16 protein-coding genes are annotated in these 18,605 nt (G+C 66.8%); 8 read left to right on the plus strand and 8 right to left on the minus strand.

What is annotated here, in order from left to right; translation table 11 throughout:
- Nucleotides 1-6: 6 nt before the first annotated feature.
- Entirely contained in the window at nt 7-606 is a 600-nt protein-coding gene (locus GV792_RS05270) for a hypothetical protein (RefSeq protein WP_163822484.1), read from the plus strand.
- 74 nt (nt 607-680) lie between these two features.
- On the opposite strand, the gene GV792_RS05275 is transcribed toward GV792_RS05270, so the two are convergent.
- The 4 genes from GV792_RS05275 to GV792_RS05290 all read right to left on the minus strand — a co-directional run bounded on the left by GV792_RS05275 (nt 681) and on the right by GV792_RS05290 (nt 4,445).
- Nucleotides 681-1,298, minus strand: coding sequence for a ribonuclease H family protein (locus GV792_RS05275; protein WP_163822485.1), 618 nt, complete (start codon nt 1,296-1,298; stop codon nt 681-683).
- A 10-nt stretch (nt 1,299-1,308) separates the two neighbouring features.
- Entirely contained in the window at nt 1,309-1,779 is a 471-nt protein-coding gene (locus tag GV792_RS05280) for an SRPBCC family protein (RefSeq protein WP_163822486.1), read from the minus strand.
- Nucleotides 1,780-1,872: 93 nt separating this feature from the next.
- Nucleotides 1,873-3,081, minus strand: coding sequence for an L-2-hydroxyglutarate oxidase (gene lhgO, locus GV792_RS05285; RefSeq protein ID WP_163822487.1), 1,209 nt, complete (start codon nt 3,079-3,081; stop codon nt 1,873-1,875).
- An 8-nt stretch (nt 3,082-3,089) separates the two neighbouring features.
- Nucleotides 3,090-4,445, minus strand: coding sequence for a hypothetical protein (locus GV792_RS05290; RefSeq protein WP_163822488.1), 1,356 nt, complete (start codon nt 4,443-4,445; stop codon nt 3,090-3,092).
- Nucleotides 4,446-4,869: 424 nt separating this feature from the next.
- Here GV792_RS05290 and GV792_RS05295 point away from each other — a divergent pair, with 424 nt between their 5' ends.
- Nucleotides 4,870-5,661: a TIGR03084 family metal-binding protein gene (locus GV792_RS05295; protein WP_163822489.1), complete on the plus strand. Its 792-nt coding sequence runs from the start codon at nt 4,870-4,872 to the stop codon at nt 5,659-5,661.
- Between the two features lie 342 nt (nt 5,662-6,003).
- Nucleotides 6,004-6,741, plus strand: coding sequence for a hypothetical protein (locus GV792_RS05300; RefSeq protein WP_163822490.1), 738 nt, complete (start codon nt 6,004-6,006; stop codon nt 6,739-6,741).
- 116 nt (nt 6,742-6,857) lie between these two features.
- On the opposite strand, the gene GV792_RS05305 is transcribed toward GV792_RS05300, so the two are convergent.
- Both GV792_RS05305 and GV792_RS05310 read right to left on the minus strand, forming a co-directional pair.
- A complete protein-coding gene (locus GV792_RS05305) occupies nt 6,858-7,313 on the minus strand; it encodes an ArsR/SmtB family transcription factor (protein ID WP_163822491.1) in 456 nt (151 codons plus the stop codon).
- Nucleotides 7,310-8,338 carry a serine hydrolase gene (locus tag GV792_RS05310; RefSeq protein ID WP_309139076.1) on the minus strand — a complete coding sequence of 343 codons (1,029 nt, stop codon included), beginning with the start codon at nt 8,336-8,338 and terminating at the stop codon, nt 7,310-7,312. The genes GV792_RS05305 and GV792_RS05310 overlap by 4 nt, the downstream gene beginning before the upstream one ends.
- 174 nt (nt 8,339-8,512) lie before the next feature.
- On the opposite strand from GV792_RS05310, the gene lon reads away from it, so the two are divergent.
- A complete protein-coding gene (gene lon, locus GV792_RS05315; RefSeq protein WP_163822493.1) occupies nt 8,513-10,957 on the plus strand; it encodes an endopeptidase La in 2,445 nt (814 codons plus the stop codon).
- Between the two features lie 153 nt (nt 10,958-11,110).
- On the opposite strand, the gene GV792_RS05320 is transcribed toward lon, so the two are convergent.
- Nucleotides 11,111-13,063 carry an AfsR/SARP family transcriptional regulator gene (locus tag GV792_RS05320; protein WP_163822494.1) on the minus strand — a complete coding sequence of 651 codons (1,953 nt, stop codon included), beginning with the start codon at nt 13,061-13,063 and terminating at the stop codon, nt 11,111-11,113.
- 88 nt (nt 13,064-13,151) lie between these two features.
- Between GV792_RS05320 and GV792_RS05325 the strand changes: the two genes are divergently transcribed.
- The gene (locus GV792_RS05325; protein ID WP_163822495.1) at nt 13,152-14,030 is read left to right on the plus strand and encodes an alpha/beta fold hydrolase; all 879 of its coding nucleotides are present in this window, start codon (nt 13,152-13,154) and stop codon (nt 14,028-14,030) included.
- A 1-nt stretch (nt 14,031) separates the two neighbouring features.
- Here GV792_RS05325 and GV792_RS05330 read toward each other — a convergent pair whose 3' ends face one another.
- Nucleotides 14,032-14,472, minus strand: coding sequence for a PaaI family thioesterase (locus GV792_RS05330; protein ID WP_163822496.1), 441 nt, complete (start codon nt 14,470-14,472; stop codon nt 14,032-14,034).
- Between the two features lie 372 nt (nt 14,473-14,844).
- Here GV792_RS05330 and GV792_RS05335 point away from each other — a divergent pair, with 372 nt between their 5' ends.
- From GV792_RS05335 to GV792_RS05345, 3 genes are all read left to right on the plus strand, one after another.
- Nucleotides 14,845-16,020, plus strand: coding sequence for a lipase family protein (locus tag GV792_RS05335; RefSeq protein WP_309138454.1), 1,176 nt, complete (start codon nt 14,845-14,847; stop codon nt 16,018-16,020).
- Nucleotides 16,021-16,441: 421 nt separating this feature from the next.
- On the plus strand, nt 16,442-17,503 hold the full coding sequence (locus tag GV792_RS05340; protein ID WP_163822497.1) for a DNA polymerase IV: 1,062 nt from the start codon (nt 16,442-16,444) through the stop codon (nt 17,501-17,503).
- Between the two features lie 35 nt (nt 17,504-17,538).
- Nucleotides 17,539-18,531 (plus strand): oxidoreductase, encoded by a 993-nt coding sequence (locus GV792_RS05345; protein ID WP_163822498.1) that lies wholly within the window; start codon nt 17,539-17,541, stop codon nt 18,529-18,531.
- The last annotated feature ends 74 nt before the right edge of the window (nt 18,532-18,605 follow it).

Genomic DNA, 18,605 nt, shown 5'->3' on the forward strand with positions numbered 1-18,605 from the left:
GGACCTATGGTCGAAGACGCCAACAACAGCGGCGATGAGCGCGGTCTGCTGCCCGTCGTCCTCGCGTTCGTGGCGGGTGTGGTGCTGGTGGCATTGGTCGTCACCGCCGTCGTGTTCTTCATGCAGTCGAAGGAGCGCGGCGATGAACTGGCGGCGCAGGACGAGTCGAGCCAGGCGGCCTGCGATTTCGCGCGGGTGACCAACACCTACGACTACACGGGCAACCTCGACAGCTTCCTCCCCGAGCTCAAGGGCCGGGCGACCGAGAACGTGGTCTCGGATCTGGAGCAGAACTGGGAAGTGCTGCGCGGGATGCTCGGCGAGAACCAGGTCAAGGCGTGGGTGGACAAGTCGACCTGTGGTTTCCGTTCCGGTGACGCGGAGAACACGCAGGTGCTGGTGAACCTCAGTCTGATGAATACCAACAAGGCCACCCCCGAGCCCAAGCGCCTGGACATCGCGGTCATCGCCGGTATGGAGAAGTCGGGTGACAAGTGGCTGGTCAACAAGTGGGAGCTGGCCATGCTGCCGGGTCTCGATCCGAGTGCCACCGAGCAGCAGCCGGCCCCACCGGCTGATCAGCCCGCGCCGGAGCCCGGTAACTGATCTGAAGAAAGCGACCCCCGGCGGTGGGTCGAGCCACCACCGCCGGAGGTCTATTCAGGTGGTCGGTACGGCGCTCAGAACAGCGTCAGTGCCCCAGCGGCCGGCTGCTTCGCGATTTTTCGCGTGGCGGCCGGCTTTTCGCTTCGCAGGGGCTTGTCCGGCCGTTTCGGCGCAGGGATCGAGGCGCGCATCGCCGGGATCTCGACGGTCGACGGCTCGACGGTGGCGGGATCGACGGTCGCCGGCTCGCCGGTAGTGGGATCCGCTGCGACCCGCCGGGCGGCTTGACCTGCCAGTGTGTCGGCCTGTTCGTTGAAATAGTTGCCGACATGTCCACGCACCCAGCGGAACCGGACGGGGCCCGGCCGGGAGGCGATGGCTCGGTCGATTCGCTGGATGAGCTCGGCGTTCTTGACCGCCCCGCCGGTGGAGGTGCGCCAACCGTTGCGCCGCCAGCCCGCGATCCACTCCGAGGCGCATTTGATGGCGTAGAGCGAATCGCTTTCGATCAGTAGTGGCTCATCGCCGGGGTGGGCGAGGATCGCCTCCAGTAGCGCCCGCAGCTCCGCGATCTGATTCGTGCCCGACGCGGCTCCCCCGCTGTCGGCGGGTCCCTGGTGATTGACCCATGCCCAGCCGATGGCGCCGCCGGGATTGCGCAGGCAGGATCCGTCGGTGCTCACGATGATCATGCCTCGCACCCTACGCAATCCGCCCGACAAGATCGGTACCGTGGAATTGCTCTATCTCCCTTCGTAACCGGGACTCCGTGCGGCGCAGCGCCGAGCGGACACCTGATTCGATGGGGCGCGCGAGCATGCGCCCGGTGATCCCGCGCGGTGGTGCGTACTCGATTTCCGAGGTGAGCACCGAGCGGCCGTAGCCGAGGGGATCGAATCGCAGTGTCAGAGTGCCGGACAAGCGTCCACGCAGCGTATACCCGATCACGATGTTGCGCCGGTACTCGGTGATCTCGCAGGTCAGTGTGGTGCGCAGCAGGCCGAGTCGGGCGCTGGTGTGGAAGCGTGCGCCGAGCCCGCGGTCGACATCACCACTCGGTTCGAACTCGGCGACGCCGAACATCCAGTCCGGTACGAACAGGTGGTTGTCCGTGTAGGTGAAAGCGACCTCGACAGGTGCGCCGACGTCACTGGCATATCTGATGCGGCCCATGGGCCCTCCCTCCACGGCTCCGACAAAAGTACTACAGCTTTCCTCTTTATTGGAGGGTTGTGTCCAGATTTGGCGAGCGGGATTGCCAGATTGCTACCGACTGGTTGCTTGGTCGCCGGGCACCTGGAGCAGGTCGACGATGTGATCAGCGATCGGCAGCGCCGAGGTGGCCGCCGGTGACGGCGCGTTGAGCACATGCACCATTCGCGGTGTCCGTTCGACCAGGAAGTCGTGGATCAGGGTGCCGTCGTGGGCCACGGCCTGCGCACGAATCCCCGCCTCCCGCGGCCGCAGATCGTCCAGGGTCAGCTCCGGGCAGTAGCGACGGCATTCGGCCAGGTAGCCGCGTTTGAACAGTGAGTTGCGCAGCTCTCGCAGCCCGGTGCGGACATTGGCCTTGGCTACCCGGTGGAATCCCGGATAGCCGAGGATCTCGCGGGCGTCGCGCAGGTCGAGGCTGCCCTTGCGATAGCCCTCCCGTGCCAACCCGAGGACCGCGTTCGGGCCGACCGTGAGATCGCCGTCGATGGTCGGGCTCAGGTGTACGCCGAGAAAAGGCAGGTCCGGATCCGGGATCGGATAGATCAGCGTGCGGACCAGCCCGGCGCGCGAGGCAGGCAGCTGGTAATACTCGCCACGGAACGGCACGATCCGGGTATCGATACGTAGGCCCGCAAGCCTGGCCACCCGATCTGCCTGCAAACCGGCACAGGCGACCAGCGCGCGTGCGGTCCAACTGCCTGCCGGACCGGTGGCGGTGACGCCGGAATCGGTCTCGGTGACGGCATCGATCTGCGCGCCGAGCACGATCTCCCCGCCTGCCGCCCGGACCTCATCGGCCATCGCCGCAGTGATCCTGCGGTAATCGACGATTCCGGTGTCCGGGACGAACAGTGCACCGACCCCGCTGATCCGAGGCTCACGCCGGGCAAGCTCCGCGGCGTCGACGAGCTCGACGTCGACCCCGTTCACCGTCGACCGCTCGTGCAGCGCAAGCATTCTCGCGTGTTCGGCGGCGTCGGTGGCCACCAGCAGCTTGCCGCACTCCTCGAATGCGATCCCGTGCGCGGCGGCGAACTCCTTGGTCGCGCGGGCGCCCCGCCTGCACAGCGTCGCCTTCAAACTGCCCGGCGGATAGTAGATGCCCGAATGGATGACGCCACTGTTGTGCCCGGTCTGATGGGTACCGAGCGCATCCGCCTTCTCCAGCAGCACCAGACTCACACCCGGATGCCGCTGAAGAATCCGGTAAGCAGTGGCCACACCGACGATGCCGCCGCCGATCACGCAGTAGTCGTACATGCGGGGCGCTACCAGCCGAACAACAGCAGATGTACCCCGCCGACGAGGAGGCCGAGTAAGCCGCCGTGGACGTAGAGCAGCCAGGCGTCCTGTTCGACGGAGGCGTAGAACATTTCCATGAACTCGCCGGGTGTCAGTTGTTTGAGTTTGCGGGCGGCGAACTCATCGATCTTCTTGGCCTGTTCTTCGGTGAATTCGGCGTCCTGCACCATCGTCGGGGCGAGGCCGACCGCGGCGCCGGCGGCGCCGACCTTGAGATTGTCGAACTGACGTCGGCCGAAGGCCGCGCGCACCATCGAGGTGGTGCGGCCGAGCTGGCGGTGGATCTCGTCGGAGATCAGCCGCTCCAGCAGTTGACGGGTCTTGTCGCCGTTGGGGCCCTCGAGCAGTTCCTTGGACAGGTTGGGCAGGGTGAGCACCTGGTAGGCCAGGATGTGGGCCAGGTCTACGGCCGCCTGCGGCTGGCGTTTGGCCAGTAGGGCCTGCCGCCACAGGTACTTGTACCGCGGCTGTGGTTCACCCGGCTCGAACACCATCTTGATCGCGATCAGGTTGACAAGCACGCCGATGCCCGCCGACACCAGCAACACGATCACCCACGCGGGCACCCAGCCGAGCACCGGGATGCTGCTGTGCACATGCAGATACAGCGCGAGCAGCAGGCCGAAAGGTGCACCGAGCAGGCCGATCCGGACCATGAACTTCAGCTCGGGTGCTGCGATCGTGGTGGTCAGGTCCTTGAGGATGATCGGATTTTCCTGCAGGTACCGGATGACGAAACCCTTGACGTCGATCAGCTGGTCGACGTTGTCGCCGAGGGATTCGAAGGCCCTGCGGCACAGAGTCGGCAGTTCCCGATCGACCCGCTGATAGACCAGCTGCTTCATCGCCCGCGGCAGCGACCCCCACAGTTCCGGATTCTCCCGGTACATCACATCGTCGACGATCGCCCGGACCTGCTTGTGCGCCATCTCGGCGACGTAGTCGGCGATCCCGTCGAGATCCAGTTCATGGATGAAGTCGCGTGGGCTGCCGATCCGCATCAGCGCCTTGTCGACGCAGATGCTGGCCATTTTCTCCGCGCGAGCAGGGATGAACCCTTGGAACCCGAACTGGGAACCGTCCTCGGAGAAGACGGGCAGCACCTGCACCCGGCGCGGCAGATAGGGATAGAGCACCTTCAGGCCGGGGACACGGACGCCGCGGAATTGCAGCGGCCAGAACAGCATCAGCACGCCGGTCCAGTTGGTCAGCCAGCCCGCGATTCCGGCGAAGATCGGAAAGCTGATCAGGTCGACGACGAACTTCGACTGCCCGGTCATCTGCTCCCAGTCGATGAACACACCGGATGCGAGTGTGATCACGCGGGCTCTCCCTAGGCCGGCCGGTACGAGTGCCCGGAATGGTTGTCTGAGACATCGAATGAGACTCGAGGTCCCAACATTCTCATTGCCCCGTAGAGGTGTCAACGATTCGGGGCATCGCCGCGGTAGCGCCTATCGGATCACGATCCCATCGCACTGCGGGCAGGTAGGGCGGCGACCGCATGTTCGGCCGCGACCAGGGCACACGGCCCGGGCATCGACGTCTCTCTGCACAAGGAGAATCCATCGACACGGCCGACAGGCGCTACCGCGAAGACGTTCATTGATCGTCACCGAACGGCAGAAGGGAGAGCCTCGCAAATACAAGCACGCATGCTTGCTTCTTTAATTCGAAGCTGCGATGCTGAAATCGCGACGTCACAGTCCGTGGCGCTCGGCAAAGACGGCGCGGGGCAAGGAAACCATGGCTGACCTCGAAGGACTGCTCGGCGATCTGGCCGATGAGAGCAACGACCTGGAGCAATTGGTCGCCCCGCTGGCCCCCGGGCAATGGACAACGCAGACCCCGGCGGAGGGTTGGTCCATCGCGCATCAGATCGGGCATCTGGCCTGGACCGACGAGATCGCCACCATCTCGGCGAGCGACGGTGAGCGGTTCGCGAAGCTGGTTGCCGAGGCCGGGCCGCGGGTGCTGACCTTTGTCGACGAGGCGGCCGAGGAGGCTGCGGCGGAAGAGCCCGCACAACTGTTGCAGCGGTGGCGGCGCAGCCGGGCCGAATTGTCTGATGCGCTACGTGCGGTGCCCGAGGGCACCAAGGTGCCGTGGTTCGGTCCGCCGATGAGCGTGGCATCGATGGTCACCGCGCGCACCATGGAGACCTGGGCGCACGGTCAAGATGTGGCCGATGCGCTCGGTGTCACCCGCACCCCGACCGCCCGTTTGCGGACCGTCGCGCATATCGGCGCGCGGACCAGGAACTTCGCCTACATGGTTCGCGGCAAGCAGGCGCCGGCCGAGGAGTTCCGGATCGAGCTCACCGCGCCCGACAGCAGCTTGTGGACCTGGGGTCCGGAGGACGCCGCGCAGCGTGTGACCGGACCCGCGCTGGATTTCTGCCTGTTGGTCACTCAGCGCAGGCATCGAGATGATCTGGCGTTGACGGCGGTGGGTGAGGATGCGGCGGAATGGCTGACGATCGCGCAGGCGTTCGCCGGTCCCAGCGGAGAGGGCCGCGCCGCGGGCCAGTTTGCCTGATCCGGCCGGCCCGCGTCGCTACGCAAAGCGGGCGAGCGCCAGTCTTGGGTGCGTCGTGACGACGATCGGACGTCGTTGGCCGGGTGTCTCGATGTGGCAGTCGAGAATGACGCTCGCCAGCCACCTGGGAATACCCAGGCCTCGGTGGCCCGAAACCTCCCGGATGCGGGCGGTTCACCACCGCGTCACGCAGGCGCGGCGATGACGCACAGACCCTGTGACGCTGCTCTCAGCAATGCGGCACGCCAACCTTTCACACCGTAACCTGGACGAGCGTACGGCTTTCAACGATGCGGGCCGTCGACCCCAGGGAAACCAGGGCGGAGGGAAAGGGAACGCATCGTGTCAGTATTCGAGTCTGCCCAGATCGTTCGTCATACCGCGATCGTGCTCGCCGGCGCGGCCAGCCTCAGTCTCACCGTTGTCTCCGGCGCCTATATCGCCACGAACATGCCCAACCTCGAGCGTCCAGGACAACTCGCCGCGCCGTCGGCGCCGATCATCCGGGACGGAACGCCGCGTGTCACCCCTGTGCAGCGCACCGGGGCAGGCCTGCTCGGCGATGGTTCGGGTCAGGCCGCTGTTTACCGTGACCGGCCCGTCGTCACACCCGACAGCATCGCTGATCCCCCGATCACCACATCCGCCGAAACCCGCGCCGCGGATCGTGCCGGCGTCGGTGGCCGCGTAGGTCTCGGCACCACATACGTCGGCGCTCGCGTCGCACCGGTACACACCAACACCGTGTCCATCACCGTCGACACCAACGCGCTGACGGTGCTGAGTGGATTCCTCATGTCGGAACCGGTCCGGGAGCGGCTCGGGGTGTCGACCGATCCGGCCGGCGTCACCCAGATGCGTACCGATGTCGATACCCGCCGCGGCGAGGTGACGTTGATGTTCTCGGATCCGACTCTTGGCGATCACGCGCTCGAACTGGACCGCAACCCGGCACCGGGTGATGCGGGACGGCCCGAGGCCGGCGTTGCCGATTCCAGTGCGCAGCCCTCGGATGGAGAGCGGCCCACACCCGATGCGCGCTTGGTTCCGGCAGCCGGAAGCGACGTCGTCACAACCTGATTCTCCCGACCGGGTTCGGGCGTCGGACCCGTGAGGGCGCGTACTGCGTCGTGCATATGGAGGCGGCATATCGCTGCTGCTGGAAGACGACGGCTGGCGATGACTGTGCAGACCCTCTACCGCAACGCCTCGCCGATATCGGCGGCCGCGGTCATGACGACCAGTAGCGGAACGACCTTCGGGGCCGGGATCCGGTAAGCCCCGCGGGTGTGCTGTTCGATGACCTTCGCCGAGGTGAGGGCTCGGATGTGGTGGTAGAGCTGGCCTGCTGAGGTGAGCGAAACTGCTTCTGCGAGTTCGGTGCCCGTGCGTGGGCCGTCGAGCAGGGTTTCGACCAAGGCTCGGCGGACGGGATGGCCAAGCGCTGCGAGGACATCGACGCGGGCTTGGGCGGGGAGTTGCGGGACGGCGGCGGCGCTGTAGCGGATCGTCCAGTCGATGGGGCCGCCGCCCAAGTCGACGCTGCCGCTGTAGTCGATATAGCCGCGCGCGGAGTCATCGATGTGGCGCCGGCCTTCCAGCTCCTCGATCCGCGCCTCCAGTTCGGCCAGTTTGGCAGCGACATCGGTCATGTGGCGCATGCTAACCGGCGCCACATCGCCGGTTCCGTCATGGCCCTGACCAGTACCTCCTGCTGGCTCAGCGTCGCGAGAGCGGAAGCAAAGGTGGCCTCGGGCATGCGGCGGTTGAGCAGGACGGCGGTCGCGACGGTGCCGTCGGCGCGGCGCAGGTAGATGGCATCGGCCAGGACGCCGGGATAGGAGCCGCCCTTGAATCCGATCGCGGCGAATCCGGCAGGCGGCTGCTGCCATTCCACGTGGGCGCGCGCCACCTCGCTGCCCGGTCCGAAGCTGCCGGTCGCGATGGCGCGATGCATCGACGCCAACTGGCGAGCCGATCCCGTCGCGGTCGTTTCGGCCCACGCCCATTGAATGTCCAACGGCGGCATCGTCTTCGACTGGATGGTTGTGCGGTAGTCGGCGTCGTTCGTATAGCGCTCGGCCAGCGCCCACTCGTCGTCGCTACCGGGATCGAGCAGGCCGATCATCTCGCCGAGCTTGCTGCTCGGGGTGTAGTCGTGCCACCCGCCGGCGGCTGCGGCATCGATGAGCGCCTGGTCGCCGAGGCGGTGGCGCAGGTAGTCGGGGGCGGCATTGTCACTTTCCCGGATCATCGTGCTCACCAGCTGATCGAGCGTGACCGTCTCTCCGGTGAGTCGTGCGCGTGCCGCTGGATGTGCTCCGCCATCGGTCCCTGGCAGGTACCAGCGTTCCCAGTCGCTGACGGGCACCGGTTCGTGTGGGTCGAGCGCGCCTGCCGCGACCGCGCGGGCGTATGCCGCCAGCGACACCACCTTCACCGCCGAGGCGATGGGCTGCTGGTCATCGGCCCGGCGTTCGATCGTGTGCCCCTGCCCGTCGTCGATCGCGAGGGAGATGTTCGCCGGGTCTGCGTGGACCCGGCCCAACCATTCGTCCGCCGTCGCTACCCCTGCCGCCGGCGCCGGCTCGCACGACTCATCGGCAGCGCTCGGGCTCGAGCACCCCGCGATCAGCGGAATCACCGCGGCCACGACCATCGCCAACCTACGTACCACAGCTTCTCCTGAATTCCGTAATTCCGTAAAAACGAACATTCGCAACGTTAGCCGTGGTCGGCGGACCTGTCGAGCCGCTCACTTCGCTGTGAGTGAACGGCGCCACTCGGCTGGAACAAACCCGAATACCCCGGGGTTGAGTAGGCATCGCTCAACTTTGAAAGGGTCGAAGAAGTGACTACAGCTCAGAACTTGCCGGTGCTGTTCCTGACCGATCCGATCGTGCTGCCGGGCATGGTCGTGCCCATCGAACTCGACGAATCGGCGCAGGCGGCCATCGACGCCGCCCGCGCCGCGAACAAGGATCAGGTCCTGGTCGCGCCCCGGCTCGATGAGGGTTACGCCGCCTACGGTGTCGTCGCCACCATCGAACAGGTCGGTCGGATGCGTGGCGGCGCGCCGGCCGCGGTCTTGAAGGCGGAGCGGCGCGCCAAGATCGGTCACGGCGTCACCGGGCCGGGTGCCGCGCTGTGGGTGGAGGCCGAGCCGGTCGACGTCACCCCCGCCGACGGCCGGACCAAGGAACTCGCCGCCGAATACAAGAAGCTGGTCGTCTCTGTGCTGCAACGCCGCGAGGCCTGGCAGGTCATCGACGCGGTCAACCAGCTCAGCGAGCCGTCCGCGATCGCCGATACCGCAGGTTACGCCCCGTACTTGAGCATCGAACAGAAGCGGGAACTGCTGGAAACTCCCGAACCTGCCAAGCGACTGGCCACGCTCATCGAATGGACCAAGGCGCATATCGCCGAGACGGAGGTTTCGGAGAAGATCAGCGAAGACGTCCGCGAGGGCATGGAGAAGAGCCAGCGCGAGTTCTTGCTACGCCAGCAGCTCAACGCCATCCGCAAGGAACTCGGCGAGGACGAGCCCGACGGCGCCGACGATTACCGCACCCGCGTCGAGCAGGCCGACCTGCCCGATTCGGTGCGCGAGGCCGCGCTGCGTGAGGTTGGACGGCTCGAGCGGGCCAGCGATCAGAGTCCGGAATCGGGCTGGATCCGGACCTGGCTCGACACCGTGCTCGAGCTGCCGTGGACGGTGAAAACCACTGACAGCACCGATGTCTCGGCCGCCCGTGCCGTGCTCGACGCCGATCACCACGGTCTGGACGAGGTCAAGGACCGGATGGTCGAGTACCTGGCGGTGCGTTCGCGGCGTGCCTCCCGAGGCCTAGAGGTCGTGGGTGGACGTGGGTCCGGCGCGGTGCTGGTCCTGGTCGGCCCGCCCGGTGTCGGTAAGACATCGCTTGGCGAGAGTGTCGCCAGGGCGCTGGGCCGCGAGTTCGTGCGCGTCGCGCTCGGCGGTGTGCGCGACGAGGCCGAGATCCGAGGTCACCGGCGCACCTACGTCGGCGCGCTGCCCGGACGGATCGTGCGGGCCATGAAGGAAGCCGGATCGATGAATCCGGTGGTGCTGCTGGACGAGATCGACAAGGTCGGCTCCGATTTCCGTGGCGACCCGGCCGCTGCACTGCTCGAGGTGCTCGATCCGGCGCAGAACCACACCTTCCGCGACCACTACCTGGATCTGGATCTGGACCTGTCCGATGTGCTGTTCATCGCCACCGCCAATGTCATGGAGACCATCCCAGGCCCACTGCTGGACCGGATGGAGCTGATCACCGTCGACGGCTACACCGAAGACGACAAGGTCGCCATCGCCCGCGACTTCCTGGTCCCGCGCCAGCTGGAACGCAACGCGTTGACCGCCGAGGAGGTCACCGTCACCGACGGTGCGCTGCGCGAGATCGCGGCGAACTACACCAGGGAAGCCGGTGTCCGGCAGATGGAGCGGTTGATCGCCAAGGCATTACGCAAGGCGGCCACCAAGTTGTCGGAGGGCGGTTCGGTGATTACCGACTCCGTGCCGTCGATCGGTCTCGGCTATGACGCCGAGCTCGGCTATGACGACGTGGTCTTCGAAAAAGATACGGTTGCAGTGCGTTCCGGACAATCACTGACCATCGGCGTCGGCGATCTGAAGGACTACCTCGGCCGTCCGCGGTTCACCCCGGACTCGGTGGAACGCACCGCCGTCCCCGGCGTGGCGACCGGACTGGCGGTGACCGGCCTCGGCGGCGATGTGCTCTACATCGAGACCAACGCCGTCGATGGTGAGCGCGCACTGACCCTGACCGGCCAGCTGGGTGACGTCATGAAGGAATCCGCGCAGATCGCGTTGACCTACGTGCGGTCGCACCTGGAGGAGATCGGCATCGAACCATCGGTGCTGGATCGCAATATCCACGTGCACTTCCCGGCGGGTGCGGTGCCAAAGGACGGCCCGTCGGCCGGTGTCACCATGGTCACCGCACTGGTTTCCTTGGCACTGGGCAGGCAGGTGCGCTCGGATGTCGGGATGACCGGTGAGGTCACGCTGAACGGGCGGGTGCTGCCCATCGGCGGCGTCAAGCAGAAGCTGCTCGCCGCACAACGGGCAGGTCTGAAGACGGTGTTCATCCCGGCCCGCAACGAGCCGGACCTGGACGACGTCCCGGCCGAGGTACTCGCGGCACTGGACGTCCGGCCCGTCACCGATGTGGCCGACATCCTGGCCTACGCCATCGAACCGGTTGTGGAACCGGCATTGGACGGACGGGCGTTGGCGGCTACCGCCTGATAGGTGCGGGGCCGCGCCGGCCGAACGAGCTGTGTCCTGATTCATGGGGCGCAGCTCGTTCGGCTGTTCGGAGTCGCGCGAGGCCCGCTGAAGCGGCCCTGGGACGGGTAACCCGGTAGCGCATCGCACGTGTCAGTGCAGCGTGGCAGGGGCCTATCGCTGTGACAGCGCGTTTTCGAGTTCGGCGAGATACTCATCGACGGGTCCGGCCGTGAGGATCCCGCTGCCGGCACCTGCGATTTCTCCTGCGGCGGGGGCCAATCGGACACGGGCCCGCGTCATCGTCGCCTGGTTGCCCAGCGCGATCGCGGCGCGCGCGATGAGACACCACAGCGCCTCCAACAGCAGATCCGGTGGTGGTTCCGGAGCTCGGCGCAGCGCTTCGGCCGCTTCCTCGCGTCGGCCTTCCGCGATCAGCAGTAGCGGCCGAGCCCACGGCTCATAGGGACCCCACTCGGTATCAGCCGCGAAATCCGCGGGCGCACCATGCCATACCCGCAGGCACAGCAGCGCCAACGGCAGCACACCCCGCTCGAACCCTGGCATGCCGCAGTCTCGGAACCGCTGTGCGACTGTGCGATAACCCGATTCGGCCTGCTCGATCGTTGCGCCGGTCGCGGCGGCCCGCATAGCGCGATACCACTCGGTGAACACCGCTACCAGCGGACGCTCGTGGCGAGCGCCGAGCCGGTCGGCGGTCTCGGCATGAGCATCGGCCGCGCCGGCGTCGCCGAATGCGCTGCGTGCCTGCATACGAACAAGATGGCCGAGGATCTCGAACGGCACCAGGTCGTGACGGCGGGACAGTTCCACCAGTTCCCGCCCGATCTCGTCGCGTTCGTGAGCAAGACCGGTGCGGTGGCAGGTCTGCAGGAACAGGCCGTTCAACGCGAAAGCGAGTAGGGCCGGATCATCCAGTGCGCGTGCGAGTCCGGTGGCCGCGCGGGCAGCCTCGTAGCCTCGGCCGGTGCGGATTCCGCGTGATTCGATGGCGATGGTCGTCAGCAGTCGGGCGCTCAGGCCCGCGGATGCATCCTCGGTCAGCCTGGCGATCGTGCGTTCGGCGGCGGCAACGATCTGCGCCGCCTGGGCGGGATCATCGGAGCGGGTCCAGATCGCCGGCACGTCGTAGCTGCCGATAATCCGTGCGGTGAGCTGCGGATCGTCGTGTTGTTCGGCCGCGGTCACGGTGTCGAGGCGTTGCGCTCGGGCGGCGGCGAGGCCTTCGCTGCCGGTCATGGCGAGACTGTTCAGCAGCCCGACCGTCGATTCGAGCCGGGCGGTGGCGCCCCCGGCGACCGTGCGGTCGTATGCCGCAGTGGCCTCGGCCCACATACGGTCGGCCGCGTCGTCGAACCCGGTATCCCGGCGCAGGATGCCGGACTCGGTGGCGGCAAGCCGCAGGCCGGGATCCAAGCCCAGCTCATCGACGAGAATGCCACGCGCCCTGCGTAGTACCGCGAGAGCATCACCCTGGCGTCCGGACCGGTACAGGGCGAGTGCGAGCAGTCGCCACCCCTCTTCTCGCCATGGATGAGTGCTGACCATGGCATCCAGATCCGGCACCGCGTCGGCGGCGCGGCCGAGCGTCAGCCGCGCCTGCGCCTGACGTTCGGTGGCCATCAGGCGCAACTCCTCCAGCCGGGCGGATTCGGCACGTGCCCAGGCCATATCGGAGAAATCGGCGTAGGCCGGACCGCGCCACCACCCGAGGGCTGCCGACAGCGACTCGAGGGCGCGGGCAGGAGCGAGATCGGCCGCATCGCGCAACACCTGTTCGAAGCGCCACGCGTCGACCGTGTCCCGGTCGGCCCGAAGCGCGTATCCGCTGCCCTCGGTGACCAGCAACCGGGCGGCGGTTCGGGCCGGGCGCTCCGGTTCGAGGGCTCGACGCAATGCGGCGACGAAGGTCCGGACGGCGGCTTTGGCGCCGTCGGCCGGGTGCTCCCACAGATCGTCGACGATGACCTCCACCGGCACGACCCGTCCCCGCGCAACGATCAGCCGCGCGAGGACCGCCCGATGCCGTGGACCCTTCAGCTCGACACGGCCGCCCTCGGCGTCCCAGGCGAGCACGGGTCCGAGCACGCCGAACGAGACAGTCACGCCCTCACGGTATAGCGCACTCATTCGATGCTCATCGGGCCACGCCACGCTGGACACCGTCAGCGAACCGATCAAGGAGAAACCCCAGATGACCTCGACGATCCCCGGATTCGACTACCATCACGTGACCGTCGCCGACGGAGTCGCCCTGAATGTCGCCGTCGGTGGTTCGGGCAGTCCGATCGTGCTGCTGCACGGATTCCCGCAGACCCACCTGATGTGGCGGCATGTGGCCACCGAACTCGCCGATCAGCACACCGTCATCTGCCCCGACCTGCGCGGATACGGCGCCAGCGACAAACCCGCCGAACGTGACCATGAGGTGTACTCGAAGCGGACCATGGCCGCCGATATCGTCACCCTCGCCGAATCGCTCGGTGTCGACCGTTTCGCACTGGCAGGCCACGACCGCGGTGCCCTCGTGGCGATCCGTGCCGGGCTCGACCACCCGGGCCGCATCACCCATCTCGCCTCGCTGGACGTGCTGCCGACCCTCGATATGTGGGAGGTGCTGCACGGTGCCGATGCGGCCGTCGCGTTCCACCTGTATCTGATGGCGCAGCCCGCCGGTCTGCCCGAGCAGATGATCGTGGGCAGCGCGGACGCGTTCTTCGGCTATTTCCTCGACGCCTGGACTCGTGACGCGACGGCCATCCCCGCCGAGGTGCGCGCCGAGTATCTGCGCGCGTCGCGGGAAGCGGTGCCGTCGATCGTTGCGGACTACCGTGCCTCCGCGGGGGTGGATATCGAACACGATCGGAAGGATCGGGCGGCCGGAAACCGGCTGACCATGCCGGTCACTGTTATTCAGCAGGACTGGGGCGCCGCGCTCGGCTTCGACGCAGTTGGCCTATGGCAGAACTGGGCCGTCGACCTCGACCACACCACGCTCGACGCGGGCCACTTCATGGCCGAAGAAGCGCCGGGCGAGATCATCCGCGCGCTGCGCGAACTGCTCGCCCGATAGCTCAGCTTCCGTTGCCGAGCTCTCGGTCGACGGTGCGCGTAGTGCCCTGCGCGACGGCGCACAGCACCGCAGCACCGTCATCGCCTTCGGCATAGATCTCGCAGCTGACCACCGCCTGCCGCCGCGTCGACCCGGTGACCTTCGCCTCGGCCCGCAACAGGTTCCCGCTCGCCGGCCGCAGATAGGTCACCGAAAACCCACCCGTCAGCACATTCGCCCCCAGCACCGTCCCTGCCGCGAAGGTGATCGCATTATCGGCCGCATACGCCAGCACCCCACCGTGCACGAACCCGAATTGCTGTCCCAACTCCGACCGCAAGGCGATCTCCAACGTCGCCGCCCCACCCCCGAACGCGGTCAACTCCGTCCCGACCAACTTCGCAAATGGCTGCGCAGCCAACACCTGCCGCGCTTGCTCGATATCAAGTTCTGGGGTGGTCATCAGCAGTTCTCCTCCGGCCGACAGTGATTACAGCAGACCGAGTTTCAGTATGAGGGTGCCGGTCGGCGGCGTCGAGAGCTCGACCGTGCGCTCACGCAGGAAGCCCAGTCGCGCGTGCCGTTCGACCGCGGCGCGCAACGGCCCCACAGCGGCTCCCCCGCAGCGAATTTCGTCGCTCCGATGTCCAGTGCGAGCATCGTCAACGCCGCCACTCCCTCGTGCCGAGCCGGCGGACGCTCGCTGTGAGACCTCACAGGAATGTGGTACTCGACACTTTTACTACTGATTGGTACGCGCGACCCAGTTTGTTGGATACTTCATCCCGGGTCGGGTCTTGTCAGTTGGGCAGCACAACTCTGATGAAGGATAGCTGTGTCGAAATTTGTTGTACTGGTGGTGAGCTTGCTATCGGTGGGCTTCCTTGCCGCGCCTGCGGGGGCGAACCCGTTGTATCCGACGCCGGACCCCGATCCGTTCTTCGCGGCGCCGAACGACATCGGGGAGTTCTCCCCCGGTGACGTGGTGCGGATCCGGCGCATCGACAGCTCCCTCTACGTCGGCACCGAGGGCTGGCAGGTCGCCTTCCGGTCCACCAACTCGGCGGGCAACCCGATCATGGGCGTCACCACCGTGCTGATGCCGATCGGGGTGAAGAACCCGCCGCTGGTGTCGTACCAGGCGCTGATCAACTCCATCGGCACCCGGTGCAACCCGTCGAAGTCGATGTTCAACGGCGAACTACAGGACGCGGCGGGCGCGATGCTGCCGATCGGCCGCGGCTGGGCCGTCTCGGTGCCCGACTACCTCGGCCCCACCGTGGCCTACGGCGCCGCGAAGATGAGCGGCATGGTCACCCTCGACAGCGTGCGCGCCGTCCGGAAGGTCGCCGAACTCGGCGTCGGCAACACTCCGGTCGCCCTGGCCGGGTACTCGGGTGGCGGCATGGCCACCGCCTGGGCGGGCGCACTGCAGCCGACCTACGCCCCGGAGCTGAAGCTCGACGCGGTGGTCACCGGCGGCATCCCCGCCGACCTCGAACTGATGGCCGATGCGCTCGGGTTCGCCCCGCATCCAGGCTTCGGTCTCGCCTTCGCCGCCGCCATGGGCATCGAGCGCGAGTACCCGGACAAGGTGCCGGTGTCGGACTCGCTGAATGAGAACGGCCTGTGGTTCCGTGAGTTCACCAAGGACGCCTGCCGGCGCTTCCTGCTCTTCCACGGCATCTTCCGCAATGCCGAGCAGATGGCGGCGTCGAAGGAACTGATGAACAGCGAGGTCGCGCGCGGCGTGCTGCGGGAGAACAGCATTGTCCACTACGAGGGTGCTCCCACCGCACCGACCTATGTCTTCCAGGGTAAGTACGACATCCTGACCCCGTACTCCCCGGTGAAGGAGACCATCGAAGGATGGTGCGCGGCTGGATCCCCGGTGCAGCTGGAGACGATCGAGATCTCCGAGCACATGACGGCCGCGGTGGCCGGTTTCGTCGACGCGTGGAACTACGTGGAGTCCCGCTTCCGGGGTGACCCGGTTCCGTCGAACTGCTGACCCGCTTCCGGCGCCGCCGAACCGCGGATGCGCCGGATGGGACTTATGAAACAGGGCCTAGCTGTGACGCCCACGACCTCGCTCATCGTGGCCATGGGCGGAAAGCGGCGGCGAAATTGGCCCCTGCTGGTGTTTGTGCAAGACCTGGCCGCTCGCCGAGCGGCCAGGCAGCATGAGCCAGGAATCTCCTCCCTCCCGGGAGGGGAGGAATCAATCCACCCCCATGAATCGCTGGATCGCCAGTAGCCATCAGCGGTCCTCCTCGAGGCTGATAGTGACTACAGCAAGCCGAGTTTCGACGTCATGGCCACGATCACGGTCATCGCGTTGTCCCCTCGCTCGGTGTCAACGGCATCGTAAGAACGTGGCCGATGCGGCGAGGTCAGGTTCGCATCAGCCCGCGATGCGGTAAGACGGACATATGCCCAGGTGGCTGTTGCATGTCGATCTCGACCAATTTCAGGCGGCGGTGGAGTTCCGTCGTCATCCGGAACTGCGCGGACAACCGGTGATCGTCGGCGGGAACGGTGACCCAGAGGAGCCGCGCAAGGTGGTCACCTGCGCCTCCTATCCGGCGCGCGCCTATGGCGTGCGGGCAGGCATGGCATTGCGCACGGCGGCTCGCAAATGTCCGGACGCGATATTCATGCCGCTGGACATGGCAATCTATGAGGAGGCATCCGACGAGGTCATGGCCGTATTGCGGACCTTCGGCCCGGTAGAGGTGTGGGGCTGGGACGAGGCGTTCCTTGCCGCCGACACCGACGACCCGGAGGCGCTGGCCCGTGAGATCCGCGCCGCCATCGCCGAACTGGACCTGACCTGCTCGGTCGGCCTCGGCGACAACAAGCTCACGGCCAAGCTCGCCACCGGTTTCGCCAAATCCTCCGGTAAGGATTCCGCGCAACCGGGTGCGGGCGCCGAGGCCGGCATGTTCCGGCTGACCGCCGCCAACTGGACCGAGGTGATGGCGCACCGTCCGACCAGTGCGCTCTGGGGTATCGGCAACCGGATCGCCGCCAGGCTCGCCGAGCTCGACATCAATACCGTCGGCGACTTGATGGCATCGGATCGGCATCGCCTGGCCGACGTTTTCGGCCCGAGCACCGGCCCGTACCTGTGGGTGCTCGGCAAAGGCGCAGGCGATACCGATGTCGTCACCGAGCCGCGAATCCCCGTTGGCCGCAGTAAATCCGAAACCTTCCCGCACGATCTCACCGAACGCGAGGAGATCCGCGCCCAGGTCGAGCGGCTTGCGGGCGAGGTAGCCGATGAGATGTCCGCCGCAGGCCGCGTCACCATCCGGGTGTCGGTGACCGTGCGCACGAATACCTTCTATACGCGCAGCAAGCAGTCCAAACTTCCCGAGCCGACCACCGACCGCGCCGCCATCATCGAGACGGCGCTGCGCATCATCGACCGCTTCGAACTGGATCGGCCGGTTCGGCTGCTCGGGGTGCGGCTCGAATTGGTGCCGGTCTGACCTCGCGGACGGGTCACGCTCGTATGCTCGGGCACATGGAATTCTGGGCGATGGTGGCACACGAATCGGACAACGGCGTCGTGCTCGCGCGACAGGAGGTCGGGGCGGAGTTCCTCGGGCCGGGTGCGGTGACGATCAAGGTGCACTACTCGAGCGCCAACTTCAAAGACGGGCTCGCGATCACCCCTGGCGGTGGTGTGGTGCGCAATTATCCGATCGTCCCTGGCATCGATATCACCGGCGAGGTCGTGGAATCCGAATCCGACGACTTCGCCCCCGGCGATCAGGTGGTGGCCCACGGCTACGAGATCGGCGTCTCGCACAACGGCGGTTTCGCCGAATACGCCAGGGTGCCCGCCGAATGGGTGGTGAAGCTGGACGGTCTGTCCACCCGAGACGCGGCGGCTCTCGGCACCGCCGGTTTCACCGCGGCATTGAGCGTGCAGGCCCTGCTCGACCGCGGTCTCACCCCCGATGACGGCGCCATTTTGGTGACCGGCGCGACCGGCGGGGTCGGCAGCGTCGCCATCGACATCCTGTCCGGGCTCGGCTACGAGGTCATCGCCTCCACCGGCAAAACCGACGCCGCCGATCACCTGGCCGACCTCGGCGCCAACGAGGTGATCGGGCGGTTGCCGGAACCGGATACGAAGGTGCGCCCGCTGTCGAAGGCCCGCTGGGCGGGTGCCGTCGACAGCGTCGGCGGTGCTTCGCTCGCCTACGTGCTGAGCGCGATCGGCTACGGCGGAGCCGTCGCGGCCAGCGGCCTGACCGGCGGCACCGACGTCCCGACCACTGTCATGCCGTTCATCCTGCGCAATGTGGCGCTGCTCGGTATCGACTCGGTCAACCACCCGATCGACAACCGTCGTGCGCTGTGGACCCGGCTGGCCAACGAACTGCGGCCGCGCCATCTGTCCGATATCGAGAACTTCGCCCCGATCACCGACGCCGAGCGGGTGCTGCGCTCCATCAAGGACGGCACCCACTCGGGTCGGACGGTCTTCGGCGTCGCCGGCGAGTTCTGAACGTTCAGGCAGTATTGGATTTGCCTGTTCCGGAGGGCCTGCGTGGTGACGCTCCGCTACCGCCTCCGGCCCTT

Source organism: Nocardia cyriacigeorgica, from assembly GCF_010868145.1.
Taxonomy (GTDB): domain Bacteria; phylum Actinomycetota; class Actinomycetes; order Mycobacteriales; family Mycobacteriaceae; genus Nocardia; species Nocardia cyriacigeorgica_D.

Bases quoted from the DNA above. Each gene is read 5' to 3' on its own strand.
- GV792_RS05270 (WP_163822484.1), top strand. From the start codon at position 7: ATGGTCGAAGACGCCAACAACAGCGGCGATGAGCGCGGTCTGCTGCCC.
- GV792_RS05330 (WP_163822496.1), bottom strand. From the start codon at position 14,472: ATGACCACCCCAGAACTTGATATCGAGCAAGCGCGGCAGGTGTTGGCT.
- GV792_RS05325 (WP_163822495.1), top strand. From the start codon at position 13,152: ATGACCTCGACGATCCCCGGATTCGACTACCATCACGTGACCGTCGCC.
- GV792_RS05280 (WP_163822486.1), bottom strand. From the start codon at position 1,779: ATGGGCCGCATCAGATATGCCAGTGACGTCGGCGCACCTGTCGAGGTC.
- GV792_RS05340 (WP_163822497.1), top strand. From the start codon at position 16,442: ATGCCCAGGTGGCTGTTGCATGTCGATCTCGACCAATTTCAGGCGGCG.
- lhgO (WP_163822487.1), bottom strand. From the start codon at position 3,081: ATGTACGACTACTGCGTGATCGGCGGCGGCATCGTCGGTGTGGCCACT.
- GV792_RS05275 (WP_163822485.1), bottom strand. From the start codon at position 1,298: ATGATCATCGTGAGCACCGACGGATCCTGCCTGCGCAATCCCGGCGGC.
- GV792_RS05345 (WP_163822498.1), top strand. From the start codon at position 17,539: ATGGAATTCTGGGCGATGGTGGCACACGAATCGGACAACGGCGTCGTG.
- GV792_RS05305 (WP_163822491.1), bottom strand. From the start codon at position 7,313: ATGACCGATGTCGCTGCCAAACTGGCCGAACTGGAGGCGCGGATCGAG.
- GV792_RS05295 (WP_163822489.1), top strand. From the start codon at position 4,870: ATGGCTGACCTCGAAGGACTGCTCGGCGATCTGGCCGATGAGAGCAAC.